The following is a 25020-nucleotide window of genomic DNA, read 5'->3' on the forward strand; positions in this document are numbered from 1 at the left end:
CCGTGGGACCGTTTCAAAAGGTCTCGCGGGGCGGTTCGTTTTTAACGCATTTATGACGCCGCGTGCCGATCTGCGCAGCGTACGTGGCGGGCGTTAACGGCGCTGTTAAAAAAGCGTCAAGGGGTTTCGTCGAAGAAATGGGCGGTCGGTTGGAACATGAACCAACACCCACCGGAGGTGCTACGTTTGTGCTAACACTGAAAGCAGCCAAACACCAGCCCGTGACACCACAGGAGTGACGTGAACGCACCGCAAAAGATCCTCATCGTGGAGGATGACGTCGCGTTGGCTCACGCGATCAGCATCAAGTTGAAGGCCCGCAGCTACGAGGTGCGCACGGCCAACACGGCGTCATTAGCGCTGCGGATTGCTGGCGAATGGTCACCCGATCTGATCCTGCTGGACTTAGGGCTGCCGGACATGAGTGGCCTGAGCGTGCTGCAAGGCACCTGCGGGTGGACCGACACCCCGATCATCGTGGTGTCGGCGCGACACGAGCAACAAGGAAAGATCGAAGCACTGGATCTGGGTGCCGACGATTACGTCACCAAACCCTTCAACATGAGTGAGCTTCTGGCGCGCGTGCGTGTGGCATTACGTCGGCGGACCGTCGGGGCAGCAGAATCCAACTCCGTGGTGGAAACCACAGACGGGCGCCTGCGCTTTGACCTATCGAACCGGCAGGTGTGGGTGGAAGGTCAAGAGGTCAACCTGACGCCCAACGAGTGGGGGATCGTTGACTACCTGATCCGCAACCGCGGCAGAAACTGGAGGCCGACCCCAAAACTCACGGCACTTCATCACCCTGCCAAGCGTTGGCTACCGATTCGAGCAGTAGAAGCTTTTCGAAGGGATAGGGCATGGTAATGCAGTCTGGCGGAGGCTCTTGCAGTAGCGGCGGTGGTGTGGGCGGCACGGTGGGCGTCGACCTAGTGCACATCCCGGCTTTTGCGGAGCAGCTAGCGCAACCCGGATCCCGCTTTGAAGCAGTGTTCAGTGCAGGTGAGCTGCGGCGTGCGGCGTCAGCACGCAACCGTGCAGAGCACCTGGCGGGGCGTTGGGCCGCGAAAGAGGCCTTCATCAAGGCGTGGGAGCAGGCATTGTTTGGCACACCGTCGCCGTTGTCGCAGGAGCAAGTAGTGTGGTCAGATATCGAGGTGGTGGCTGATAGGTGGGGGAGAGTGGGCTACCGCTTAAGCGGCAGCGTTGGGCAGGCTTATACCGAGGGCGGGTTGGGGCTGCCGCGCGTGAGTATAAGCCATGATGGCGACTACGCGACAGCCGTCTGCCTTATCGCCCCCACCAGCCAATAATTCCCCGCATGGTGCTTTAGCGCTTGCGGTACAAACCACTGCGCTGATACACCGGATCACTGGTGACCAACACACCAAGGTTGCGGAAAATACCCTCATCCACAGACCCCAAAATCGTGGTAGTGTGCACATCGCAGCCGCGCAAATTCTTCAACTGATCAAGAGCAGCACGAGCATTAGCGTCGCTACCAGCAGACACAGACAAAGCGATCAGAACCTCATCAGTGTGCAAACGAGGATTCTTCGAACCCAAATGCGCAAGCTTCAACTCCGTGATGGGTTCGATCGATTCCTTGCTCAACAGATCCACCGCGGCGTCAATACCCGCAAGATGCTTCAAAGCGTTGAGCAACATCGCAGCAGAACAACCCAACAAGGGTGACGTCTTACCAGTGATGATCGTGCCGTCCATCAACTCGATCGCAGAACCCGGAGCGCCAGTAACCTCAGCAACATCGCGTGCCGGCTGAACAACCAAACGATCAGCAACACTAATGCCAGCCTTCGACATCACCACGGCAACGCGATTGCTCAGCGTGCTATCCAACTCCAAGGTGCGCTCCTCCACCAGCGCCTTGAAATAACGGCGGATAATTTCCTGCCGGGCAGCGGCCTGACACACAGCGTCATCCTCGATCGCATAACCCGCCATGTTCACACCCATGTCAGTGGGGGACTGGTAAGGCGACGCACCCGAGATTTCCTCCAACAGCACCTTCAACAGCGGGAAGGTCTCGACATCACGGTTGTAACTGGACGCCTTCTTGTCGTACGCGGCCAAGTGGAAGGGGTCGATCAAGTTGATGTCATCAAGGTCGACCGTTGCGGCCTCATACGCCAAGTTCACCGGGTGTTCAAGAGGCAGGTTCCAGATGGGGAACGTCTCAAACTTGGCGTAACCGACAGCAATACCCCGCTTGTGATCGTGGTACACCTGGCTCAAGCAGGTCGCCATCTTGCCGGAACCCGGGCCGGGAGCAGTGACGACCACCAGGTCGCGGGACGTTTTAACATAGTCGTTGAGGCCGAAACCTTCGTCACTGACGATGCGGCGAGTATCGGAGGGGTAACCGTCGATGATGCGGTGCTTCGCGACCTTCAACCCAAGACGCTCGAGGCGTTCCTTGAAAGCGATAGCGATGGCATTGGAATCCTCCAACTGAGTCATCACAATGTTTTCGACGAGGAATCCGCGCTCGCGGAAAACATCCACCAACCGCAGCACATCTTCCTCATAAGGGATGCCCAGGTCCGCACGAACCTTGTGACGCTCGAGGTCTTTAGCGTTAATGCAAATCAGGATTTCCAGCTGGTCTTTGAGCTTGTCCAACATGGCGATCTTGTTGTCAGGGGTGAAACCAGGCAGCACACGGGAGGCGTGCATATCGTCGAAGAGTTTCCCGCCCATCTCCAAGTAGAGCTTGCCCCCGAGCTGCTCCCGCCGAGCGAGAATGTGCTCGGACTGCATGTCAATGTACTTTTGGCGGTTAAACCCGGTGGAAGTCTGTGTCATGTTCTGCCAGTATAGCCCTTCGGGGGTGGGGCGGTTGCGGCGACATGACAATCAACCAGAAGCCGTGAAGTTAGCCAGTGGCCACCGCAAACAAATATGCCACAAGCATCCGCTTGATTTCCTTCACCGTCATATCAAAGCTCGCATCCGACACCGCGCCCTCTTCCCCCTCATCACGCACAGCGAAATTCAACAAAGAGCTCACGGTGTGCACCAAAATCCCAGCCAGTTCCATCCGCTTCGACTCCGGTGCCGCAGGCGCCAAAGGCTTCATCACCGTAGCGATCAACTGAAGCATCTCCCGCTCAGTCTCCGCAGCAGTCGCGCGGGTCGCCGGCGTCGACTGAATCGCATGCCACACCGCCCGACGCGAAGGATCACCACGCCACAAACCAGCCAAGTGATCAATGAACTCGTCCAAAAAGTCCGGCCACTGCAACGCCGGCACCCGCGTAGCAAAACTACGCAACTCAGAGACAATGCCAGCAGCATCTTGACGATCAAGCTCGCAAATCAACACATACTTGTTCGCGAAAAACTGATACAGCGTCCCGATGGGAACCTCAGCACGCTTCGCCACCTCATCAAAAGTGAAAGACTCAAACCCCACGTCAACAAGCACAGTGCGAGCCGCCGTCAAAATACGGTCAAAACGCTCACGACTGCGCTGCTGAGCAGGACGACGCCGCGGAACTAAAATCACAGGTCTAGCTCACGCAACACACGAGCAACATGCCCAGTGGCCTTCACGTTATACATCGCCAAAGCGATCTTGCCGTCCTCCACCAAAAAAGTGGAACGAATGACCCCTTGAACAACCTTGCCGTAATTCTTCTTCTCCCCGAAAGCGCCCCAGGCCTTCATTACGGACTTGTCCTCATCCGACAACAACGGGAAATTCAACTCTTGATTGTCGCGGAACTTCGCAAGTGCTGGAACCTTGTCCGGCGAAATGCCGACAACATCCACCGCGGCGTCATTAAGCTGAGACAACGCGTCGCGGAAATCGCACGCTTCCTTCGTGCACCCAGGAGTGGATGCCTTCGGATAGAAATAAACAAGCACGCGCCCGAAATCAGACAGGCTCACCTGCGAACCATCATCGGCAGGCAGGGTAAACGCGGGGGCAACATCACCAATGGCCAAACGTTCAGACATGCCCACTACTGTACCTGGCTGTTAGGATGGGTGCGTTAACAGTTAACAAAAGGAGCACTGCACCAATGGCACGCGACATTAACGACATCCAACGCGACATCGAACGCACCCGCAATCAGCTGGCCAGCACCCTCGACCAACTCGCCGAACGCGGCAAGCCCGCCAACCTGGTTGACGACGCAAAAACCACCGCAGCTGAAAAACTCAAGGACCCCAAGGTTCAGGCCATCGTCGCAGGCCTGACCGCTGTTGTGGTCGCAGGCATCGCATTCAGCGTCTCCCGCAGCCGCAAGCGCAACAAAGAACTCAAGGCCATCAAGAAGTACCTGGAAGAGCGCAAGTAAAACGCCCTGCACACGGCCACGTAAAAACCCCTTGGTTCACAACCAAGGGGTTTTTACATGCCTGCTAGTCGTCGGCGTTACCGGCACTCCACTCCGCCCACGGGATATTCCAATCTCCCAAACCGTCGTAGCCAGACAGGGTGCCACCAATGGTGTTCTTGACGATCACAGGATCACCACGCTTCATGTTGTTGAAGAACCACTGCGCATTATCCGTAGACACATTGAGGCAGCCGTGCGAGGTGTTCTGGCTACCCTGAGCCCACACCGACCACGGTGCCGCATGGACGTAGATACCGGACCACGACATCTGGGTCGCAAACTTCACATCCGTGCGGTACCCATCCGGAGCGTCGATGGCCAAGCCGTAGGTGGAGGAGTCCATGATCAGATCCGCATTACGGTCGCCAACAACATAGGTCCCATTGGGGGTGGGGAACTTCGCCGAACCCATAGACGTGGGCATCGTCTTGATGACTTCACCGTTGCGGGTGACCGTAATCTGCTTCGTGTTGTCGTCAGCGGTTGCGATGACTGCGTCACCAATCGTGAAATTGGTGTGATTGTCGCCGTCACCGTAGATGCCGCCGCCCAAGTTCGCGCCATAGGCCTTCACATCAACATCCACCGTGGTACCGGGAGTCCAAAAGTCCTTCGGGCGCCAGCGCAGCTCCTGATTGTTCAACCAGTAGAAAGCCCCCTCTACCGGCGGATTGGTGGTGATGCTGACTGTGTCTTGCGCGGCCTTACGATCAACAATGGACTGGGTGAAGTGAATGCTGATGACCTGACCAATGCCCACCGTGGAGTCAGCAAGGGGGGACAGGTAGGCATCAGCGACAGCCGCCGGCTCCGTCGTGGAAAACTCGATGGTGGAGGTGCCGCCCTCAGTATCATGCGCGACGATCGTGTACGTGCGGTAGAACCCCAAAGGCTCATCCGTCGTCCAGCTCTTCTTGTCCGCACTCAGCTTCGACTCAACGGCCTTGCCATCCTGGTTGGTCATGGTGACATCCGACAACGTGCCCGACAATGCTTTAACGGTGACAGGCTCTGCCGGATTGACGTTGGTTTCACCATTGTCGACGGACGCAACAGGGGGGAGCTTCTTTTCAGTAGAGGTCGCAGCAGCCTCTTCCTGAGCCCCCCGATCGATGGTGCATCCAGCCAACACGAGCATCGCGCACGTAAACGCGGCTGCGATTGCTGGACGTGATCGATTAAAAAACTTCACTCGCTGAACTTCCCTGTTGAGAATGAAAAACATCAGATTTCGACTCTACACCGGACTTGCTACAAGCATGGACCCCAACAGGCCTGTAGTTGGACACAATGCTGTTCCGAAATGATCGCGAAAACATAACGGCATGCCGCAGGAGCTATAAGTGCGGCTTGACTGAGTGCTAAAACATGTTTTGACCTGCCGATTTTGCAAGATCGATAAAGGTGCGTAATATATCTCTTCGTTGCCAGCACGGCAGCGACTGAAAGCAAGAAATTGCTTGAGGGCTATTAGCTCAATTGGCAGAGCAGCTGACTCTTAATCAGCGGGTTCGGGGTTCGAGTCCCTGATAGCCCACTTTTATCCCCTGACCAGGAAATATTCCCGGTTAGGGGATTTTTTGTATGTGTCGAAAATCATAGTTTTAGCCCTGGTTTTTGGCATCGTTTTCGTGGGGTGGGGTTCTGTTCACACACAACAATGCCCCGTGTTGGAAAACCAACACGGGGCATTTCAATCGGGGTGGCTGACGGGGCTCGAACCCGCGACACCCAGGATCACAACCTGGTGCTCTACCAGCTGAACTACAGCCACCATCGCTAGCTTTTTCAAGCAGCGGTTTTACATACTAGTTGGGTTCTGCACTTTTAACAAAACCGCTGGCTATGCGCTCCGCATACTCCTTAGAAGGACCCGGCTGCGGCACAAACACAGCCGCGCGATAGTACTCAAGCTCTTTAATTGATTCTTGAATATCCTGCAGCGCACGGTGGGTCATCCCTTTAGCCGGTTGAGAGTAGTACACCTGCGGGTACCAGCGGCGCGCCAACTCCTTGATGCTGGAGACATCCACCATGCGGTAATGCAACGCCTCATCCAAGCGGGGCATAAAGGCGCGGATAAACGACCGGTCCGTAGCAATAGAATTCCCAGCCAAGGGAGCAGCACCAGAGCAATGCTGCTCAATAAGTGCCAACACTGCGTCCTCTGCTTGCTCGAGCGTCGTGGTGGACGCGCGGATCTCATCAACCAAACCACTAGAGGTGTGCATGTTGGTCACAAAGTCGTCCATCTCCGCCAACTGCTCGTCAGTAGCGTGCACGACAAGATCGATGCCTTCCCCCAGGGGGTTGAGATCGCCATCGGTAACGATGGCGGCAACCTCCACAATCACATGGCGGGAGGTATCCAGCCCGGTCATCTCCAGATCAACCCACACAAGACGGTTGTTATCCATCGCTGCTATTCACCCATTTTCGCGTAGAAGGAACCAATCAACGGCGCACTGATCGCCGTCGGTAACGCACGTCCAACAAGGCTGCCGAACTTCGATAGCGGGCCAGGAACGACACGGCGCTTATTGGCAGACATCGCCCGCAGAGTCTCCTGTGAACAAGACTCATACGTCGTCCACAAAAAGTCCGGAACAACCTTGTCGACGATCGACTGCTGCTCCTCTGGAATGTGCGCTTCACGCACCGGCCCAGGCGCCAGCAAAGTGCAATGCACACCCGTGCCCTGCAGCTCGTAGTGCAAAGCCTCCGTGAACGCATTCACACCGGCCTTCGTAAAAATGTAGGTGGCATTGTTTGGAATCACCACATCACCAGCAGCCGAACCAACATTGCAGATAGCCCCCTTCCCCCGCTCAAGCATCTGAGGCAGAACAGCACGCGTAGCCTCAAACACCGCCGAAGCATTGAGCTCGAACTGCTGGGTTTCATACCGCCAGTCCTGCTTCATGAAAGGACCAAAGCTAGCAATACCAGCAGAATTAACCAACACAGCCACATCAGTAGTGCGCAGGTACTCATTGAACTGCTCACGCTGGGCCGCATCCGACAAATCACAAGGGAAGACCTCCGGCGAACCCGGCAGTTCAGCCGCGAACTCCTCCAGCACGTTACGTCGGCGAGCGACCAACGTGACGTCATAACCCAAATGGGCCAAATCCCGCGCCATCGCCATGCCAATGCCCTGCGACGCGCCAGTAACAACCGCTCTGCCAGTACTTAAAGGTGGAAGTGCCATGCTGACCACAATACCGGCGCTACGCCAGCAACGTCTCTACGCACGCAGGATCGCAATCCGACAACAACGCCCGGCAACGGTCATACTCCGAATCCTCACCAATCGCCTGAGCACACAACGCCAACTGGGCAATCGCCAACAACACCCCACGGTTAGGCTCATGCGACCACGGCACCGAGCCAAAACCCTTCCACCCATTAGCGCGCAAAGCATCCAGCCCCCGGTGGTACCCCGTACGAGCAAAAGCATAGGCCTGAATGTCCTCGCCCTCAGCACGAGCCTGCTCCGCCAAACGCGCCCACACCAATGATGACGTCGGGTGCGTGCGGGCAACAGCGACCGGCGCGGCGTCATCAAGCACAGACGCAGCAGGATCAACGGGCAACTTCACGGGCGGGGGAGCAAGAAAATCCTTCATAGCTTGAAAGTATAGGTGACCCGTGCACCGATCTACCGTCCCGACGACACCATCGCACAAGGCCAGCACAGCGTCACCTCCTCCGCCGCAGTACGCGCGTTCGAGAAGGCCGCTGAGGAGTTCCTCGATGGCCACAGCGCCACCATCTTGGCCGACCTGCTCGTCCACCGCCTGGGCGCATGGAAGCAGTTCGAGCAACTCATTGACTCCTGCGAGCTGCCCTACGCAACCCTCACCTGGGGTAAAACCCTGGTCGATGAGCGTTCCGATCGCTTCGCCGGTGTCTACGCCGGTGCCGCATCCCGCCCCGAGCCTAAAGCCGTAGTGGAGGAAGCGGACCGTCTGGTGCTGATCGGTGTCGAATTCACCGACAACACCACCGCAGGCTTCGACATGAACCTCACCCCAGACAATTCACTGAGCCTTCGTGCGCGCACCCCGCGGGAATTCCGCGCGGCACTCGCTAAAGCTGATGCCGCACGCGACAAGCTCGTGCTGCTCGAAGTGATGATGGAACGCGATGACCTACCACGCCTGCTAGAAGACGTCTGCAAGGCGCTCACCGCGAAGACAAAGGCCTAAAACTTAGACCCGGTCTACTCCGCCCACTCAACCCACACTGCGCGGTCGATCGGCAAGTCGGCGCCACCTTCGACGGGCAACGTCCAGGTGGCGCCGACCTTATTGACCGCCGGGTAACCGCGGCTATCCAACCACTTCAGCTTGCCACCCGAGGCAGAGTTGACCCCGACCCAGCGGCCATCAACCTTGCTGGCCAGCTGGTAAGGATCAAAGGGGCCGGGGTTGGGTGCTGTGGAATCGATAAACTCCCCACTGAACGGCAGCTGCTGAAGCTCGCCGGTCGCAGCGTTTTTAATGCATGTCACCGCATTCGGGGCATTATCCACGCACGCCATGTTGGACGCCGGGTTATTCTTCTGGCCACACACCAACATGTCCGCCGGCACACCGGAAATACCCGTATTGCGGCTGCAGACCACAGGTGTGGACTCCATCGCGGACGTTAGGGACCAATCCGTCGACACCTGACCTGCACGATTAAACGGTGTCACCGTGTAGAAAAACGTCCGGTGGCCTTCTTCCTGACCATCAGCCTGCTGCGCAAGCTTGGACACAGCACCCGGCTGAGCGACCGGCATATCCGACACATTCACGTATGAGCCCCCACCCAGGGTCTCCGGCTGGAAGAGCGTCGGCGGATTATTGTTACCCTCAGCCTTCAAAAATGTCGGGATCAGGGCGATACCCGTTACCGAATCCTCATTGGTCTGCACCAACAGCGTCGAGTTGTCGTTGGCGTACAACCGGGTCGGTTGATCCAAAATCAGCGTCCAGCTCGGATCAGGTAGCGCCGCGTCAACCTCGCTGAGCGGGGAACCGATGTGGATCCCAGAATCCGTCGCGGCGTCATCACTGTCTGCCTCGATGCGCACCAGGGCGTCATCAACGAAAAACAGCGTGAAACCGCCGAAAGTCGTGGACGTTAGCGTGCCCTCCGGTGGGCATAGCTCGTCCGCGCACACGGGCTTTTTGGCAGGCTTGGGCTCCTTCAGGTCATGTTTCTTAATGACGTCGCGGGCCTTGTCGCCCAGCGCAATGTCGCCCAACCCGGTGGCGCTGAGTTTCGGGTGCTGTGAGTCCTCTGGCTTGTCCGAAGCCTTGGCAGGGGAGTCGGCTGCCGTGCTGCTGGAACTATCAGTGGCCGCGGGGGAATCCTCGGTAGTGTCGTTCGAACAAGCAGTCACAGCGCCCAAGAGCACAAGGGGGGTGACTAACAATGCAGATGCAGCAGAAAATCTCATGCCGCCCAACCTACCAGCGGTTGTCTACTTGCCGTCGGCGATGTAACTAGCTAAACCCGGCCGCAGATGGATCTGGGTGATCGTCATGTCGTTGTATTGCATCACCCACGCAAGATCGCGGTTGGGCAGCGCGGGGAACACCGCAAAAGTTCTACCGTCGCCTAGGCCGAAGCCGCGGACGGGCTCTCCGTAGCGGATGCGGGCTGTTTCCAGCGGCATGCCAGTGTGCAGCAATTCGGGGGTGCGGGGTACCGAAATGCCAACCAGGGCATTACGTTCAAAGAAGTAGCGTGCACCCTTGTAATCGATCACATTATTGTTTTCGCCCGTGGGGGAGGATTCGATCACGCCGGCTGCGGGAAAATCCGGGTGAGCGTTGCGGACCTCGAAAAACGTCTGACCAATATAGATGTTGTTGACGAAGATATCGCTACCGGTTTGTGCGACCAGAGGTTCAGGTGTGGGGACTTCGCTGCTGGAATTCGGCACACGCTGCTCAATGCCAGGCAGCAGGCGCTGAACTAGTGGGTGGTGGGTGAAAGCAGCAACGGCACCATTGATACCGGACTGCAACTGTTGGGGAAGCTGTTGCGGGGGCACGCCTGCAACCGTTGGGGCAGCCAGCCCCACGATGATCAGGATGATGAGTAGCAGCTTATCCACTTAGTTCACCCGCGCCTTGATGATCTCAACACTTTCCGCTGGCGGGCCGGAAGGAACGTCGTCGACGGTGCCCTTTTCGGCAATAGCCCGCACTACGTCCAAACCGTTACCGGTGACCTCACCAAAGATGGTGTAGTCCGGCTGCAGGGGGGAATCCTCGTAGTTGATGAAAAATTGCGAACCGTTGGTGTTAGGGCCAGAGTTTGCCATCGCCACGCTGCCTGCATGGTAGAGGTTGCCCTTGTGGCTTTCGCCCACCGGCCACTCATCAGCGAATTTAAAACCCGGGTTGCCACTGCCGGTGCCCGTGGGGTCACCACACTGCAGGACGAACAAACCGCTGGTGGTCAGGCGGTGGCAGATGGTGTTGTCGTAGTAGCCCTCCCGTGCCAGATGGCTGATTGTTGCGACCGTGCAGGGCGCTTTGTCGGCATGCAGCTCGATGGGGATTTCGCCACGGTTCGTTTCCAGCGTCAGCGTGACATCCTCGGTCGCCGGATCCCCGGAGGGGACGGTGGTACCGGGCTTGGCCTGGGACGGAGTGGTGCTGTAATCGCAACGGAGGTCCCCAGAAGCTGAATGGTGGCCCGGTGCGTTATCACCGCACGCGCTTAAGGAAGCAGCCGCCGCAACGATGGACACGATGGACGCTGCGGCGGCTAGGCGACGTCGGTGAATAGAAAAAGTCATAGGTCGATACTACTTCCAGAACTGGGAAACATGCAGACCAAAACTGTACAGGGCCGCCCGAACGACCGGCAGGGACAAACCGATGACGTTGGAGGGATCCCCCTCGATCCGGTCGATGAACCACCCGCCGAGGGCTTCCAATGTGAAGGCTCCGGCGCAGGGCAGTGGCTCGCCAGACGCCGCGTAGCGTTCGATGTCGTAGTCAGAGGGGATACCGAATGTCACCGTCGTGGAGGCGACGTGCTCGTACACTGCACGCCCGCCGGGGGAAATGATGCAGTGGCCGGTCATGAGGTGCGCAGTCTTGCCGCGCTGGTTTTTCCAACGCTCAATGGTGGCCTCCACCGTGTGGGGTTTGCCTTGAAGCTCACCGTCGAGCAGCAGCATGGAATCCGCTGCAATGATGACGTCGTCGGGGTGCTTGCCGGCGATCGCTGCGGCTTTTGCGGCGGCGAGGCTGGTGAGTACGTCGGCGGGCTCGGCGTCATTAAGTGACGTGATGATGGCCTGTTCGTCGACGTTGGGTGGGTCGACAAAAGGCTCCACCCCGGCATTGCGAAGAATGCTGAGCCGGGAAGCGGAGCCTGATGCGAGAACGATCTTCATACTGCAAGCCTAGTGCTTGTTGGTGATCAGTAGAAGGTTACATTCCTGAAAGCGTTGGGGTTGTAGGTCACTGGCTTGCGCAGGCGCTCTTCCACATCGCCCCAACGGTTGCGGTCTTTCTCCGCGGCATCTTGTGCTGCCGCATTGCTTGCCATCACCGCGAATAAGGTGGTGACGGCCGCAACTTGGGTTGCATCCGGGTTGCCATTAATGACTTGCAGGAATGGCTTTGCGGGTGCGGTGGTGGCGTCTTTGTCGCCGCTATCGCTTGTGTTTTCGGGGTTTTCAGACACTTTCACGCTCCTTTACAGCGGAATATTACCGTGCTTCTTAGCCGGAACGCTGACAACCTTGCGATCCAGCAGGCGGAGCCCTTCGATGATCTGGCCACGGGTCTCGGACGGCGGGATGACTGCGTCGACGAAGCCGCGCTCTGCAGCCATGTAGGGGTTGACGAGGGTCTCTTCGTATTCCTTCTCGTATTCCTTCATCAACGCAGCAACGTCCTTGCCTTCAGCGGCAGCGGCCTTGAGCTCCTTGCGGTAGATGAAGCCCACGGCGCCGGATGCGCCCATGACGGCGATCTGGGCGGTCGGCCATGCCAGCACAATGTCGGCGCCCATGTCCTTGGAGCCCATCACGCAGTGTGCGCCACCGTAGGACTTGCGGGTGATGACGGTGATCTTGCCGACGGTGGCCTCTGCGTAGGCGTACAGCAGCTTGGCGCCGCGGCGGATGATGCCGTCGTATTCCTGTGTGGTGCCGGGGAGGAAGCCGGGAACGTCGACGAACTCGATGATCGGGATGTTGAAGGCGTCACAGGTGCGGACGAAGCGGGCGGCCTTTTCGGAGGCCTTGATGTCCAGGCAGCCAGCGAACTGCATCGGCTGGTTGGCCACGATGCCGACGGAGCGGCCTTCGACGCGGGCGAAACCGATGATGATGTTCTCGGCGTAGCCCTCTTGGATTTCGAAGAACTCACCGTCGTCAGCGACGCGGGTGATGACGTCCTTCATGTCGTACGGCTGGTTCGGGGAATCCGGGATGAGAGTGTCGAGCTCGAGGTCGGAGTCGTTGATGTTCTCCTGGATGGAGCCAACCATGATGTCGGCCTCCATGCGCGGGGTTTCAGCGCGGTTGTTGCTGGGCAGGTAGCTGCACAGTTCGCGCACCCAGTCCAGGGCGTCTGCATCGTCGGCTGCGGTGTAGTGGGAAGTGCCGGACATGCTCATGTGGGTGGAGGCACCACCGAGTTCTTCCTGGGTGACTTCTTCGCCGGTGACGGTCTTGATGACGTCGGGGCCGGTGATGAACATCTTGGAGGTCTTGTCGACCATGATGATGAAGTCGGTGAGTGCGGGGGAGTAGACGTGGCCACCTGCACATGCGCCCATGATGAGGGAGATCTGTGGGATCACGCCGGAGGCTTGGGTGTTGCGGAAGAAGATCTGGGAGTACAGGCCCAGGGAGACAACGCCCTCTTGGATGCGGGCGCCGGCGCCTTCGTTAATACCGATGAGCGGGACACCAGTCTTGATGGCTAGGTCCATGATCTTGACGATCTTCTCGCCGTACACCTCACCCAGTGCACCACCGAAGACGGCGCCGTCCTGAGAGAACACGCAGACCTTGCGGCCGTCGATGGTGCCGTAGCCAGTGACGACGCCGTCGGTGATGGGGCGCTTGGCGTCGAGGCCGAAGTTCTTGGAGCGGTGGCGGGCGAGGGCGTCGACCTCAATGAAGGAGCCTTCGTCGAGAAGGTATTCGATGCGCTCGCGGGCGGTCTTCTTGCCGGCCTCGTGGGACTTGTCGATGGCTGCCTGACCCATGGGGGCATGGGCTTCTGCGATTCGAGAACGCAGGTTGGCGAGCTTACCAGCGGTGGTCGTGAGGTCGGGCTTGTCGGAAGCGTCGTTAATCTGTGCAGCGGTCATGCGACTTAGTTTAGAGGCTCATGGTGGCGTTTAGGGGGCTGAACGGAAAAAAATTTCCCGAAAACGTGGCTTGCCCCACTAATGTGGGGGTAATGAGATACTCATTGCTGCGTCGAGGGGGTGCTTGTCGTGCTGTGCTCCTAAGCTGGCGGGCATGACGAACTTCGATGAGGAAGCACCCCAGTGGGACACTCCTATTCGCCTGGAGCGCACCCGCGCCCTCGCCGCACAGATGCTCTCTCAGATGTCACCTCTGCCTGGCGGGCCTGATGGTGTCACCGTTGTCGACTTGGGCTGCGGCACTGGGGTCCTCGGCTCGTCGTTTGCTCGCGGGCTTGTCGACGCGCGCGGTGGGGATTGTTCCGTGACCCTGGTGGGGGTCGACCCTTCCGCCCAGATGCGAGAGCGCGCTAGCGAACGCGGGTTGGTTGTGGTCGATAGCCTCGAAGCCGCCCAGCAGTTCGCCCCGGTCGATGTGATCGTCAGCTCCATGGCTTTCCATCACATTGATGACGTCGCGGGGGCACTTGCCTCATGTGCGGCACTGTTGCGTCCGGGTGGCTGGTTGTTCGTCGCGGACCTTGATGAGGGACAGGAGTTTTTCCACGCGCACCTGGATAGACCCATCGACGGTTTCAATCGTGATGGTTTTGTCGAGGCGCTTGAGTCAGCAGGGTTATCCGACGTCACTATTGATGATGGGTTCGTTGGTTCGAAACCCGATCATGCTGACTCAACGATAAGCCACGCCTACACCGTGTTCCTTGCTTCGGGCCGAGCGCTTGCCGGACAGTGAGGGCACGACGATGCATCTTGCTTTACAACTAGCCGGTATTGCGCTGATCGTGGTCGCCGCCGGTCATGTTATTCGACCGGAGCGTGGGCGCGACGGGGTGTGGTTGATCGCCAAGGTGATGGGTTCACTGGCGCTCACCGCAGTTGAGTGCATCTTCGCGTTTGTGCTGTTTCTCCTGAGTGCGAGTGCGCTTGTGTACCTGATCGCAGCACTTGGCCCGTCTGTGGACGAAAGCGCTATTTATACCTCTTTTAGTGTCTCGACTGAGCACCTGATGGTGCCGGTGCTCATTGTTTTATGCATGACGGGCATCAGCGCTGCATGGGGACACCGCAAGCTTGCATGCAGGATCCCGTGGTTGAAGCGCTCCGCCGCGCACTTGCAGTTGGAGGAGTATTTCATCCAATGGTCAACCATTTATTTGAGCGTCTATCAGTTGGTGTTTAACGAGCTCACCCATGCAGCAGACAAGGTTCACCAGATTGACGGCATCAAAGTGGTCTTTGATGGGGTGTTGAACCCGGACAACCTCAACCTCACCATGCTGCCCTTGCTGTTTAGCGTGTGGGTGGCGATCGTGATGGGCAACATGGCAGCCAAGCATGATGCTGCACGTGCGGCTGCAGCGCACTGAGTCTGCGGCCGCTCTGGGCCGCGATCGCAAGGGTTTTTAGAGCGGAATGTTGCCGTGCTTGCGCGCCGGGCGAGCCACATTCTTGTCGCGCAGCAGGCGCAGGTTTCGGGCGATTTGTCCGCGTGTTTCGCTGGGTAGGATCACGGCGTCAATCAAGCCCCGTTCCGCAGCGAGGTAGGGGGTGAGCATGTAGTCGTCGTAGTCGCGCTCGAAACTGGCGACCAGTTCGGCGATCTCTGCTGCATTCAGGCCGCGTTCTTTGGCTGCGGCGATGTCTTTGCGGTGGAGGAAGCCGACGGCTCCGGCTGCGCCCATGACGGCGATCTGCGCGGTGGGCCAAGCCAAGTTGAGGTCTGCGCCCAGGCCCTTGGAGCCCATCACGCAGTAGGCTCCGCCGTAGGCTTTGCGCATGGTGACGGTGATTTTCGGAACGGTTGCTTCCCCGTAGGCGTAGAGCAGTTTGGCGCCGCGGCGCAGGATACCGCCGTATTCTTGGCCAGCTCCGGGGAGGAATCCGGGGACGTCCACGAGCATAACGATGGGGATGTTGAAGGCGTCGCAGGTACGCACGAAACGCGCTGCCTTTTCGGAGGCGTCAATGTCTAGGCAGCCCGCGTATTGGGTGGGCTGGTTGGCGACGAAGCCGACAGATTGTCCTTCGACGCGGCCTAAAGCGATAACTACGTTGGCTGCGCGGTCTTCCTGAATTTCGAGGTATTCGCCATCATCAGTGATTTTTTCAATGACGTCGCGGACATCGTAAGGCACGCTGGGCGAGTCCGGGATGATTTCGTCGAGGGCTAGATCATCGGCGGTGAGGTTGTCTGCAATGGAACCTTCCTCGGCGTCATAATCTTCGATCGGGGCGTGGGTGCGGTTGTTGCTGGGGAGGTAGCTGACAAGATCGTGTACCCAGTCGAGTGCTTCCTCGTCGCTGCTGGCGGTGTAGTGGGTGTTGCCGGCGAGTTCCATGTGTGTGCTGGCGCCGCCGAGTTCCTCTTGGGTGATGTCTTCACCCGTGACCGTCTTGATGACGTCGGGGCCGGTGACAAACATCTTGGATGTTTTGTCGACCATGACCACAAAATCGGTGAGCGCGGGGGAGTAGGCGTTACCGCCGGCGCAGGCACCCATGATCACGCTGATCTGCGGTACGACGCCGGATGCGCGGACGTTGTGGTAAAAGGTCTGGGCAATGAGGTCGAGGGAGACAGCGCCATCTTGGATGCGGGCACCGGCGCCTTCGTAGAGGCCGATGAGGGGACGGCCGGTGTCGACAGCGAGTTGCTGGATTTTGATCATCTTTTCGCCGTAGACCTCGCCCAGTGCGCCACCGAATACGGTGCCGTCTTGGCTGAAGATGCACACCTCACGGCCGTCGATGGTGCCCCAACCCGTGACGATGCCGTCGCCAGTGGGGCGCTTGGAGAACATCCCGAAGGCGTGGGTGCGGTGGCGCGCTAATTGGTCGGTTTCGATGAAGGAGCCTTCGTCGAGTAGGTAGTCCAGCCGTTCGCGGGCGGTGAGCCGATCGGCCTCGTGAACTTTGTCGACTGCGCGCAAGCCCATGGGGAAGGTGGCCTCGGCGCGCCGAGCTTTCAGGTCTGCGATTTTTGACGCCGTGGTGGCTGTGGTGGGGTCTCCGAGTTCATCAATGCGGAAAGGTGAGGAAATTGTCATGTTTTGGAACTATAGAAGCTTGATTAGTTTCCGGCCACAAAAACGCCCCGAAAATGCCCTAAATGTGAGCAATCCCTCATATTTTGGGCGGGTTATACTAGCTCTCATGACAAGCCGGGAACCCCTAGATATCGACGCACTTCGCCGCAGCCTTCCGCACTACGCACGCATCGACTACGCACCCACCATGGGGTCCACCAACACCGAACTTGTTGCAGCCGCCAACAACGGTGCCCCCGCCTGGACCGCAACCCTCACCGACTACCAAACCGCAGGCCACGGACGTGGGGGACGCGCATGGACAGCGCCCGAAAACAGCCAGCTCATCCTCTCTGTCCTCATCCGCCCGGGCGCCGACGCTATAGACAACCTCGGCACCATGCCGCTGGTCACCGGACTCGCCATCATCGACGCGATCAAAGAACTCGGATACGACGCCGCACTCAAATGGCCCAACGACGTCCTACTGGGCGGCCGCAAACTCTGCGGCATCCTCGCCGAAGCTGTCTCCCTCGGCCAGGAGCCAGCCTTCGTCATCGGCCTAGGCTTAAACATCTCGCTCACCGAAGAGGAACTACCCGTACCCCACGCCATCTCCTTGGCCCTCGCCGACCCCTCCCGCGCAGACACACTCAACCGCACAGACATCGCCGCGCGCGTGCTCAACGCACTTCACACCCGGCTGTCAGCCTGGGCCCGCGGAGACATCCAACCCCTGCTGCGCGACTACCGACACGCATGCGCCACCATCGGGGCCGACGTGCGCGTCCTGCTACCAGGAGACACCAGCCTCAGCGGCACCGTCACCGACATCGCGGACAGCGGACAACTGCTGGTCGAAGACCCGCGCGGCGTCATCCATGAATTATCCGTAGGCGACGTCGAACACGTCCGGCTGCGCAACGGTTCCTACTCCTAAAAGCAAACAACCGGACCACCAGATGTTTGCGCCTTACGACGACGAAAACACCTTCGTCGACTTAACAAGCCCCATGACCTCCCTGCTCTACCCCCTAATGGAGGTAATCGCAGCCACGGGGTTGGCATGGATGGCGATCGGCTACATCGACGCCCACAACATCGACCCACGCGCGCACAACGCACTCGTAGCGCTCTGGGCACTCGTGATCCTCTGGCGCCTCATACTCCCGGCCATCACCACGCGCCGACGCCGCATCATCGTCACTGACTACCGCGTTTACCACCGCAGCGCAGGATGGTTCGCCGAAGAACTCGACATCCCCCTCGACGACATCGACCACGCCGAACGGGGCCGCGGGGCACTCATCCTCCACCGAATCGACCACGGACGGCCCTACATTATCCACAAAGTGCCCAAAAACCGCGCCGTCGTCCGCCGCATCAATGAACTGCTGGGAATCTACACCGGCTAAAGTCGCAATACGTGACTAATGTGACAGTGATCGGCGACGGCCAACTCGCCCGCATGATGCAACCGGCAGCCATCGAACTGGGCCTCACTCTGCGCGTCCTGGCAGGTTCCCCAGACGCATCCGCAGCCCAGGTAATCCCGGAGGTCATTCCCGGAGACTACACAAGCCTCGAAGACCTCCAACGCGCCGCCGAAGGCTCCGACGCCATCACCTTCGACCATGAGCACGTCCCCACCGAACACCTGCGCGCCCTCCAATCCGCGGGGATAAACGTCCACCCCGGGCCAGAAGCACTGATCTACGCCCAAGACAAACTGCTTATGCGCGAACGCCTCCGCGAGCTAGGCGCGCCTGTTCCAGAATTCGCCGCAATCAACAGCATCGACGATGCCCTAGCCTTTTCCACCCAGGTTGGCGGCCAGGTCTGCCTCAAAGCACGGCGCGGAGGCTACGACGGCAAAGGAGTGTGGTTCCCCGAAGGCGCAGACATCGTGGCCCTCGTAGGCGAACTCCTGGACGCCGGTACCCCACTGATGGCCGAACGCAAAGTCGACCTAGCGCGCGAACTGTCCGCACTCTGTGCCCGCAGCGCCACCGGTGAGGTACGCTCATGGCCCGTCGCGGACTCCGTCCAAAAAGACGGTGTCTGCTACACAGCCCAAGCCCCCGCAGCAGCCCTACCCCAACCCTGGATCTCCGAACGCCTGGGCAGTGACGCCCCCGCAGGAACAGGGCTGGAAGCACTCACCGAACTGGCCGAATACATCGCCACCAGCCTGGACGTCACCGGCGTGCTCGCGGTAGAACTCTTCCAAGAAAAAGACGGACGAGTCCTCGTCAACGAACTAGCCATGCGGCCCCACAACACTGGCCACTGGACCCAAGACGGATCCGTCACATCCCAATTCGAGCAACACCTCCGCGCAGTCCTCGGATGGCCACTGGGCGACACAGCACTCCTCGCCCCCACAGTCGTGATGGCAAATACCCTCGGCGACACCCAAGGCGCCCGCGACGTCATGAAGCTTTACCCAGACGTCAAAGTGCACGTGTACGGCAAGCAAGCGCGCCCCGGCCGCAAAGTCGGGCACGTCAACCTCTGCGGCACCGACCCCGACGCCACCCTCCAGCGTGCCACCGAAGCAGCAGCAATCGTCGTTAACGGCATCAACGACGCCCAAGGAAGGAACTAAACATGAATAATCCCACCCCCCTCGTCGGCCTCATCATGGGCTCCGACTCCGATTGGGACACCGTCCAACCCGCCGCCGAAATCCTCGCAGAATTTGGCATCCCCTTCGAAGTAGGGGTCATCTCTGCCCACCGCACCCCTGCGCGCATGCTCGCCTACGCAGAACAAGCAGCCGACCGCGGGCTCAAAGTCATCATCGCTTGCGCGGGCGGAGCAGCACACCTGCCCGGCATGGTCGCGGCAGCAACACCCCTGCCCGTCATCGGAATCCCCCGGGCGCTCAAAGACCTCGACGGCATGGACTCCCTGCTGTCCATCGTCCAAATGCCCGCAGGAGTACCCGTCGCCACAGTATCCATCGGCGGAGCGAAAAACGCAGGCCTCCTGGCAGCACGAATCCTTGCCGCAGCCAACCCCGAACTGTTGCAGCAGATGAAAAACTACCAACAAAAAATGAACGACGAAGTGCTACGCAAAGACGAAGCACTCCGCCGTCGACTCACCGGTGGGCAAGACTAGCTCTTCACACCACCAGCAGTAAGCCCCGCGACGATCCGGCGCTGGAACACCAGCACCATAATCACCAAAGGAACCGTGACCAGCGCACCCGCCGCCATCGTTGCGGCATAGGGGAACTCGAAAGAACTCGGGCCCGAGAAGCGCGCAATCGCCACAGTCACCGGCTCAGTTGCATCGCTGGACAACTGCTTGGCCAACATGAACTCGTTCCACGAAGCGATGAAGGCCAAAATTGCGGTAGTGAACAACGCCGGCGCAGCCAAAGGCAACAACACCAAACGAAATGCCTGGAAACGGCTAGCGCCATCCACACGGGCGGCCTCTTCCAACTCCCACGGCAACTGCTTAAAAAAGCTAATCAAGGTGTAAATCGTTAGCGGCAGTGCAAAAGAAATATTCGGAATAATCAGCGCCTGGTACGAACCAATCCACCCAATGTCACTAAACAACTGAAACAGGGGAGTAACCAATGCGATGCCGGGAAACATTGACGCCGCGAGCACAATGCCCGTCACAATACCCTTGCCCCTAAAGTTCAAACGGGCCAAAGCATAGCCAGCAAAAACACCCACCAATACCGCAAGAACGGTAGTAACACCACCGACCAACAAAGAGTTGCCGATAGCTCTCAAAAAATCATTACCCTTATCCGTTGACAGAGCATCAGCAAAATTCTGCAACGTGACGTGCGTGGGCCACGGAGTCGTATCAAAGGTATGCGACTTATCCCTAAAAGCTGTCACCAACATCCAATAAAAAGGCGCTAAACCCCACACCAAAATAGCCACAACGCCCACATATGTGCGCACCATCGACGCACGCCCCCCACGACGCCGCCGAGTAGAAGAAGACACTTTAGACATCACCCAACACCTTTAACCCTTAAGCTCAACGACACTCGGGCCAGACGGCAACGAATGCTTCACCTGTGGACGCGCAGTCGACGTGCGGCGCGCAGCCCCCGCGACGTCAGCACCCAAAAACTTCACCATGACGAACGCCACGGCAAAGATGAACAAAAACACCAACGTCGACAGCGCAGAAGCCGAATTAAAATGCCCCTGGCGCATATCCTCAACCACCAACTGGCTAATAGTCGCAGTGGGCGCATTCGAACTAGCCGACACCAAAATCACCGGCAAGTCATACATACGCAAAGCATCCAACGTGCGGAACAACACAGCCACCATCAGCGCAGGCTTCACCAAAGGCAAAGTAATCGACCGGAACATTTGCCACGTCGACGCTCCATCGACCCGAGCTGCTTCGTACACACCCCGCGGAATCATCTGCAAACCAGCCAAAATAAGCAAAGCCATAAAGGGGGTGGTCTTCCACACATCCGCCACAATCACAGCAGTACGAGCAGCCCACGGGTCCGTCGTCCACCCAATGTTCGTACCCAGTAGAGCATTCACGATGCCACGGGGCGCGAAAATGAACTGCCACAGCTTCGCCGTCACAGCAGTCGGGATAGCCCACGGCACCAACACCGCAGCCCTCAACAAACCGCGCCCGCGGAACTCTTTGTTCATTACCGTCGCCATCCAAAAACCCAACACCGTTTCCAACGCGACAGTCACAACCGCGAAGAAAATAGTGATCCGGACCGCCGGCCAAAAATCAGAAGCGATCACACCCGACGGACAGGTGCCGACCTCGCCGCTGGCGGTCATACACCGCTGAGTCAACCAGTAAATATAATGATCAAAGCCCGCAAAACCACCCTCGGTAAAGATCCCAGTGACAGGATCAAGGGCCTTATCATCGTGGAAGGACAACCACATGGCCCGGGTGATCGGGTAGCCAATCACCACCGCCAGCACAAGCAGCGTGGGGGCGATGAGCAGCGCAGCTGAACGCGACTGTTTCATGCCCTCCACCCTACCGCGCGGCCAGCCGTAACCCGGGTAACAACATTCCCTCTATAGCAAGCTAAAAGCCCTGCTCCGAACAGTGGAGCAGGGCTAAAAAGCTTAAGGTTGCGTGCGAGACGCTACTTGGATGCGTTCTCGATCGCAGCCTTCATATCCTTGGTGGCGTCGTCAACGCTCTTGTCACCAGTGATAGCGGCGTAAGCGTTGTCCTGAATAGCCTTGGAGATCGCCGGGTAGAACGGAGACACCGGGCGCGGTGCAGCGTTTTCCAGGGAGGTCTTCAGGGCAGGCAAGTAGGGGAACTTCTCAACCAGAGCATTGTCGTCGTAGATGCTTGCCAACACCGGCGGGAAAGCAGCCTCGGCGAAGGAAGTCTGGTTTTCCTTGTTCACGATGAACTTCATGAAGTCCAGAGCGGTTGCCTTGTGCTTGGAGTTGACGTTGATGGCGTTGTTGTAACCGCCCAGGGTGGAGGTACCAACACCGTCCTTACCGACCAGCGGCTGGACTTCGAACTTGCCATTGGTGGCCTCAGACTCGACAGCGTTGTCGTACATGTAGGGCCAGTTGATGGCGAAGGCAGTATCGCCGGCCACAAACGCAAGGTTGGTTTCTTCCTCGGTGGTGGCGGTGGCGGACTTGGCGATGACTCCATCCTTGTAGCCATCGACCAGAGCCTGGAGGCCAGCCTGGGAATCAGGCGAATCGACGGTGATTTCTTCACCATCGAGGACGCTGCCGCCCCAGCCTTCCATGAAGTCGGTGGCGTTGACGGTCAGGCCCTCGTACTGTTTGAGCTGGAGCAGCAGGCAGTCCTTGTCCTTAACCTCGCCACAAGCATCGACCAGGTCCTGCCACTTTTCCGGAGCGTTGGGGGCTAGCTCAGTGTTGCGGAACAGCAACTGGCCGTTGGTGTTCTGCGGCAGGGCGTAGAGGGTGTCCTTGTAGGTGGCGGAGTCAACAGTCGGCTGCAGCAGATCGCTGGTGTCTACCTCGAGGTCGCCGGTCAGGGGAGCGATCCACCGGTTAGCGGCGAACTCTGCGGTCCAGACGACGTCGAGTGCCATGACGTCGTAGTCGTCCTTCTTAGCCTGTAGGGACTGGACAAGGGTTTCGCGCTGGGCGTCAGCCTCGCCGGCGAGCTCCTTGAGCTCAACCTTTTCGTCAGGGTGTTCTGCGTTCCACTTTTCAATGATCGGGATGATCTTGTCAGTGTCGTTCTTACCCATCGCGAAGGTGATGGGGCCGCGGTCCGCAGTGCCTTCGGATGCCTTGCTGTCCGTTGCGGGAGCAGAGCTGCTGTCCTCGCTGGAGCAACCAGCGAGGAACAGTCCACCCACGAGGGTGGTGGCTGCGACGGCGCGGAACATCTTGCGGTTGGTCTTCATAGGTTCTTCTTCCCACTCGACGCGCGGCAACCATGGTCGTGTGACCTAGGCGCCGCTAAATGGATGCTTGTGAGCAAGCTTAGCTTCAGGCGTCGACCCGGACACCGGTTTCGGGGTTAAAGAAGTGTGCGTGTGCACGATCGAACTTAAACTGCAGCTCAGTGCCCGGCGCAGGTGAGGGGCCAGAATGCAGCTTCGCCACGATAGTGACGTCCGCACCCCCGGATGGGTGGGCATAGACGTAGCTTTCGGAACCTAGCTCCTCCACAATATCGACAACGACGTCGAGGGAAACCACATCAGACCCGTCGCCGGCAGAGGCGGCAGGTGCGCCAGCAGCGCTGGGATCCACCACGCGCACATGCTCCGGGCGCACACCCATGATGACGCGGCCAAGAGAGGGATGCTCGGAGGGCATCAACGACATCGACGGCGAGCCAATAAAAGACGCCACAAAAGCATTGGCCGGGCGATCGTAGAGTTCACGCGGCGGCGCTACTTGCTGAAGCTCTCCGTCCTTGAGCACAGCCACACGATCACCCATCGTCATGGCCTCAACCTGATCGTGGGTGACATAAATGGTGGTGGTGCCCAGGCGGCGCTGCAATGCAGCCAGCTCGGTGCGGGTCTGCACGCGTAGCTGCGCATCCAAGTTACTCAGGGGCTCGTCCATCAAAAACACTTTGGGATTACGCACGATTGCGCGTCCCATGGCGACACGCTGCCGCTGCCCACCGGACAAATCCTTAGGCCTGCGGTCGAGATAGGGGGACAAGCCCAGGAGCTCTGCGGCTTCCGCGACCTTGCGTTCAATCACGGCCTTGTCTTCACCCGCGAGTTTGAGGGCGAAGGCCATGTTTCCAGCCACAGTCATGTGTGGATACAAGGCATAGTTTTGGAACACCATGGCGATGTCCCGCTGGGCAGGTTCCCACCCGGTGACGTCTTCACCATCGATGTAGATCGCGCCGGATTCCACTTCTTCCAAACCCGCGATAGCTCTCAGTGAGGTGGACTTTCCGCAGCCGGATGGGCCCACCAACACCAGAAACTCCCCATCGGGTATCGACAGATTAAGCCCCTCAACGGTGGGGGAGTCCGCCCCGGGGTAACGGATGGTGACATTGTCGAAGCGCACTTCAGCCATGTGCTTTAGAGTATCAACACTTTTCAGCTTCGCGGATGTGGCGCAGGCGTTGCTCGCTGACCTCACCATCACTAAGCACGCTCACCGCTGAACCACCCGCAGCAATCGGAAGGATAATGACGTCGCGGAATGTCGCCGCGTCCGACCATCCACAGGACAGCACGCGCTGCCCAACGCGGTCGCTCGTCGTCCTGACAAGATCAGGTAACGGTTGGCACTCATGCGGGTAGTGGTCGGGATACGTACGCACGAGGGGGAAGAAATCCTCGGCCCACTGGGGCAGCGAACCGCCAGTTTCGGTGACCCCTAAGCCCAGCGGATGATCGCTGACCACGGCGACCATCTCGGCGTCATCACTAGAAAACGTGTCAACCTCCTGGGCGCTGATAAACGTCAGTGCCTGGGGCTGATCAACAATGCGCATGCCCGCCTTCAGCGCACCAAGGGCGACCACGGCATAGGCCCAGCTGTTGGGCAGCAGCATCCCGACGCTATCGCCCGGTTCGAGGTCGTATTCGTCGCGCAGCATGTTCGCCACTTTGGAGGCCCAGTTGTCCAGGGTGGCGCCGGAAAAATCCAGGCGGCTGCCGTCAACTTCGTTATACACCGTCAGGCGAGGCGTACTGAGGTCATCTAGATGGCTGAGGAAACTCATGCATCACAGCTTAGTTGCGGGGC

At 58.9% G+C, this 25020-nt stretch carries 29 protein-coding genes and 2 tRNA genes; 11 read left to right on the forward strand and 20 right to left on the reverse strand.

Annotated features, from left to right (window positions below; genetic code table 11):
- Window positions 1–240: 240 nt before the first annotated feature.
- Together L1C91_RS05300 and acpS are read left to right on the forward strand one after the other, a co-directional pair.
- Window positions 241–867 carry a response regulator transcription factor gene (locus tag L1C91_RS05300; RefSeq protein ID WP_234858333.1) on the forward strand — a complete coding sequence of 209 codons (627 nt, stop codon included), beginning with the start codon at window positions 241–243 and terminating at the stop codon, window positions 865–867.
- Window positions 867–1313, forward strand: coding sequence for a holo-ACP synthase AcpS (gene acpS / locus L1C91_RS05305; RefSeq protein ID WP_234858439.1), 447 nt, complete (start codon window positions 867–869; stop codon window positions 1311–1313). Before L1C91_RS05300 ends, acpS begins: the two co-directional genes overlap by 1 nt.
- 16 nt (window positions 1314–1329) lie before the next feature.
- Here the strand turns inward: acpS and L1C91_RS05310 are convergent, their stop codons facing one another.
- From L1C91_RS05310 to bcp, 3 genes are all read right to left on the reverse strand, one after another.
- Window positions 1330–2826: a DUF1846 domain-containing protein gene (locus tag L1C91_RS05310; protein WP_234858334.1), complete on the reverse strand. Its 1497-nt coding sequence runs from the start codon at window positions 2824–2826 to the stop codon at window positions 1330–1332.
- 70 nt (window positions 2827–2896) lie between these two features.
- On the reverse strand, window positions 2897–3529 hold the full coding sequence (locus L1C91_RS05315; RefSeq protein ID WP_234858335.1) for a TetR family transcriptional regulator: 633 nt from the start codon (window positions 3527–3529) through the stop codon (window positions 2897–2899).
- Window positions 3526–3984, reverse strand: a complete 459-nt coding sequence (gene bcp, locus L1C91_RS05320; protein WP_234858336.1) for a thioredoxin-dependent thiol peroxidase — start codon at window positions 3982–3984, stop codon at window positions 3526–3528. The genes L1C91_RS05315 and bcp overlap by 4 nt, the downstream gene beginning before the upstream one ends.
- 65 nt (window positions 3985–4049) lie before the next feature.
- On the opposite strand from bcp, the gene L1C91_RS05325 reads away from it, so the two are divergent.
- Window positions 4050–4328, forward strand: coding sequence for a DUF3618 domain-containing protein (locus tag L1C91_RS05325; RefSeq protein ID WP_234858337.1), 279 nt, complete (start codon window positions 4050–4052; stop codon window positions 4326–4328).
- Between the two features lie 64 nt (window positions 4329–4392).
- Here the strand turns inward: L1C91_RS05325 and L1C91_RS05330 are convergent, their stop codons facing one another.
- Window positions 4393–5508, reverse strand: coding sequence for a L,D-transpeptidase (locus L1C91_RS05330; RefSeq protein ID WP_234858440.1), 1116 nt, complete (start codon window positions 5506–5508; stop codon window positions 4393–4395).
- Window positions 5509–5834: 326 nt separating this feature from the next.
- Here L1C91_RS05330 and L1C91_RS05335 point away from each other — a divergent pair.
- Window positions 5835–5907: transfer RNA gene (locus L1C91_RS05335), tRNA-Lys, on the forward strand.
- Window positions 5908–6071: 164 nt separating this feature from the next.
- Here L1C91_RS05335 and L1C91_RS05340 read toward each other — a convergent pair.
- The 4 genes from L1C91_RS05340 to L1C91_RS05355 all read right to left on the reverse strand — a co-directional run bounded on the left by L1C91_RS05340 (window position 6072) and on the right by L1C91_RS05355 (window position 7999).
- A tRNA-His gene (locus tag L1C91_RS05340) sits at window positions 6072–6144 on the reverse strand.
- A 34-nt stretch (window positions 6145–6178) separates the two neighbouring features.
- On the reverse strand, window positions 6179–6787 hold the full coding sequence (gene orn / locus L1C91_RS05345; protein WP_234858338.1) for an oligoribonuclease: 609 nt from the start codon (window positions 6785–6787) through the stop codon (window positions 6179–6181).
- A gap of 5 nt (window positions 6788–6792) precedes the next feature.
- Window positions 6793–7581, reverse strand: coding sequence for a mycolate reductase (gene cmrA / locus L1C91_RS05350; protein WP_234858339.1), 789 nt, complete (start codon window positions 7579–7581; stop codon window positions 6793–6795).
- A gap of 19 nt (window positions 7582–7600) precedes the next feature.
- Complete coding sequence (locus L1C91_RS05355; protein WP_234858340.1) at window positions 7601–7999, reverse strand: DUF3151 domain-containing protein; 399 nt, start codon at window positions 7997–7999, stop codon at window positions 7601–7603.
- Window positions 8000–8014: 15 nt separating this feature from the next.
- Between L1C91_RS05355 and L1C91_RS05360 the strand changes: the two genes are divergently transcribed.
- Entirely contained in the window at window positions 8015–8581 is a 567-nt protein-coding gene (locus L1C91_RS05360; protein WP_234858341.1) for a hypothetical protein, read from the forward strand.
- A gap of 14 nt (window positions 8582–8595) precedes the next feature.
- Here L1C91_RS05360 and L1C91_RS05365 read toward each other — a convergent pair whose 3' ends face one another.
- From L1C91_RS05365 to L1C91_RS05390, 6 genes are read right to left on the reverse strand one after another with little or no spacing between them, the layout of a single operon-like run.
- A complete protein-coding gene (locus tag L1C91_RS05365; protein ID WP_234858342.1) occupies window positions 8596–9822 on the reverse strand; it encodes a hypothetical protein in 1227 nt (408 codons plus the stop codon).
- A 24-nt stretch (window positions 9823–9846) separates the two neighbouring features.
- A complete protein-coding gene (locus L1C91_RS05370; RefSeq protein WP_234858343.1) occupies window positions 9847–10485 on the reverse strand; it encodes a hypothetical protein in 639 nt (212 codons plus the stop codon).
- The gene (locus L1C91_RS05375) at window positions 10486–11175 is read right to left on the reverse strand and encodes a peptidylprolyl isomerase (RefSeq protein WP_234858344.1); all 690 of its coding nucleotides are present in this window, start codon (window positions 11173–11175) and stop codon (window positions 10486–10488) included. It lies immediately after the preceding gene.
- 9 nt (window positions 11176–11184) lie between these two features.
- Window positions 11185–11781, reverse strand: a complete 597-nt coding sequence (locus tag L1C91_RS05380; protein ID WP_234858345.1) for a Maf family protein — start codon at window positions 11779–11781, stop codon at window positions 11185–11187.
- 26 nt (window positions 11782–11807) lie between these two features.
- A complete protein-coding gene (locus L1C91_RS05385) occupies window positions 11808–12074 on the reverse strand; it encodes an acyl-CoA carboxylase subunit epsilon (protein ID WP_419178710.1) in 267 nt (88 codons plus the stop codon).
- Window positions 12075–12086: 12 nt separating this feature from the next.
- Window positions 12087–13715, reverse strand: a complete 1629-nt coding sequence (locus L1C91_RS05390) for an acyl-CoA carboxylase subunit beta (protein WP_234858346.1) — start codon at window positions 13713–13715, stop codon at window positions 12087–12089.
- Between the two features lie 154 nt (window positions 13716–13869).
- On the opposite strand from L1C91_RS05390, the gene L1C91_RS05395 reads away from it, so the two are divergent.
- Window positions 13870–14511, forward strand: coding sequence for a class I SAM-dependent DNA methyltransferase (locus tag L1C91_RS05395; protein ID WP_234858347.1), 642 nt, complete (start codon window positions 13870–13872; stop codon window positions 14509–14511).
- Window positions 14480–15145 (forward strand): SA1002 family membrane protein, encoded by a 666-nt coding sequence (locus L1C91_RS05400; protein ID WP_234858348.1) that lies wholly within the window; start codon window positions 14480–14482, stop codon window positions 15143–15145. The genes L1C91_RS05395 and L1C91_RS05400 overlap by 32 nt, the downstream gene beginning before the upstream one ends.
- 36 nt (window positions 15146–15181) lie before the next feature.
- Here L1C91_RS05400 and L1C91_RS05405 read toward each other — a convergent pair whose 3' ends face one another.
- The gene (locus tag L1C91_RS05405; protein WP_234858349.1) at window positions 15182–16825 is read right to left on the reverse strand and encodes an acyl-CoA carboxylase subunit beta; all 1644 of its coding nucleotides are present in this window, start codon (window positions 16823–16825) and stop codon (window positions 15182–15184) included.
- A 106-nt stretch (window positions 16826–16931) separates the two neighbouring features.
- On the opposite strand from L1C91_RS05405, the gene L1C91_RS05410 reads away from it, so the two are divergent.
- The 4 genes from L1C91_RS05410 to purE are packed head-to-tail and all read left to right on the forward strand — an operon-like array spanning window position 16932 to window position 19930.
- Window positions 16932–17744 (forward strand): biotin--[acetyl-CoA-carboxylase] ligase, encoded by an 813-nt coding sequence (locus L1C91_RS05410; RefSeq protein ID WP_234858350.1) that lies wholly within the window; start codon window positions 16932–16934, stop codon window positions 17742–17744.
- Between the two features lie 22 nt (window positions 17745–17766).
- A complete protein-coding gene (locus L1C91_RS05415; RefSeq protein WP_234858351.1) occupies window positions 17767–18219 on the forward strand; it encodes a hypothetical protein in 453 nt (150 codons plus the stop codon).
- Window positions 18220–18230: 11 nt separating this feature from the next.
- On the forward strand, window positions 18231–19412 hold the full coding sequence (locus tag L1C91_RS05420) for a 5-(carboxyamino)imidazole ribonucleotide synthase (protein ID WP_234858352.1): 1182 nt from the start codon (window positions 18231–18233) through the stop codon (window positions 19410–19412).
- 2 nt (window positions 19413–19414) lie between these two features.
- Window positions 19415–19930: a 5-(carboxyamino)imidazole ribonucleotide mutase gene (gene purE / locus L1C91_RS05425; protein WP_234858353.1), complete on the forward strand. Its 516-nt coding sequence runs from the start codon at window positions 19415–19417 to the stop codon at window positions 19928–19930.
- On the opposite strand, the gene L1C91_RS05430 is transcribed toward purE, so the two are convergent.
- From L1C91_RS05430 to L1C91_RS05450, 5 genes are all read right to left on the reverse strand, one after another.
- Complete coding sequence (locus tag L1C91_RS05430; protein WP_041747262.1) at window positions 19927–20742, reverse strand: carbohydrate ABC transporter permease; 816 nt, start codon at window positions 20740–20742, stop codon at window positions 19927–19929. The genes purE and L1C91_RS05430 overlap by 4 nt on opposite strands.
- Before the next feature lie 63 nt (window positions 20743–20805).
- Complete coding sequence (locus L1C91_RS05435) at window positions 20806–21804, reverse strand: carbohydrate ABC transporter permease (RefSeq protein ID WP_234858354.1); 999 nt, start codon at window positions 21802–21804, stop codon at window positions 20806–20808.
- Between the two features lie 122 nt (window positions 21805–21926).
- A complete protein-coding gene (locus L1C91_RS05440; protein WP_234858355.1) occupies window positions 21927–23195 on the reverse strand; it encodes an ABC transporter substrate-binding protein in 1269 nt (422 codons plus the stop codon).
- Window positions 23196–23280: 85 nt separating this feature from the next.
- The gene (locus tag L1C91_RS05445; RefSeq protein ID WP_234858356.1) at window positions 23281–24342 is read right to left on the reverse strand and encodes an ABC transporter ATP-binding protein; all 1062 of its coding nucleotides are present in this window, start codon (window positions 24340–24342) and stop codon (window positions 23281–23283) included.
- Window positions 24343–24355: 13 nt separating this feature from the next.
- Complete coding sequence (locus tag L1C91_RS05450) at window positions 24356–24997, reverse strand: TIGR03089 family protein (protein WP_234858357.1); 642 nt, start codon at window positions 24995–24997, stop codon at window positions 24356–24358.
- Window positions 24998–25020: the final 23 nt, after the last annotated feature.

The organism is Corynebacterium argentoratense (assembly GCF_021491455.1).
GTDB lineage: Bacteria > Actinomycetota > Actinomycetes > Mycobacteriales > Mycobacteriaceae > Corynebacterium > Corynebacterium argentoratense_A.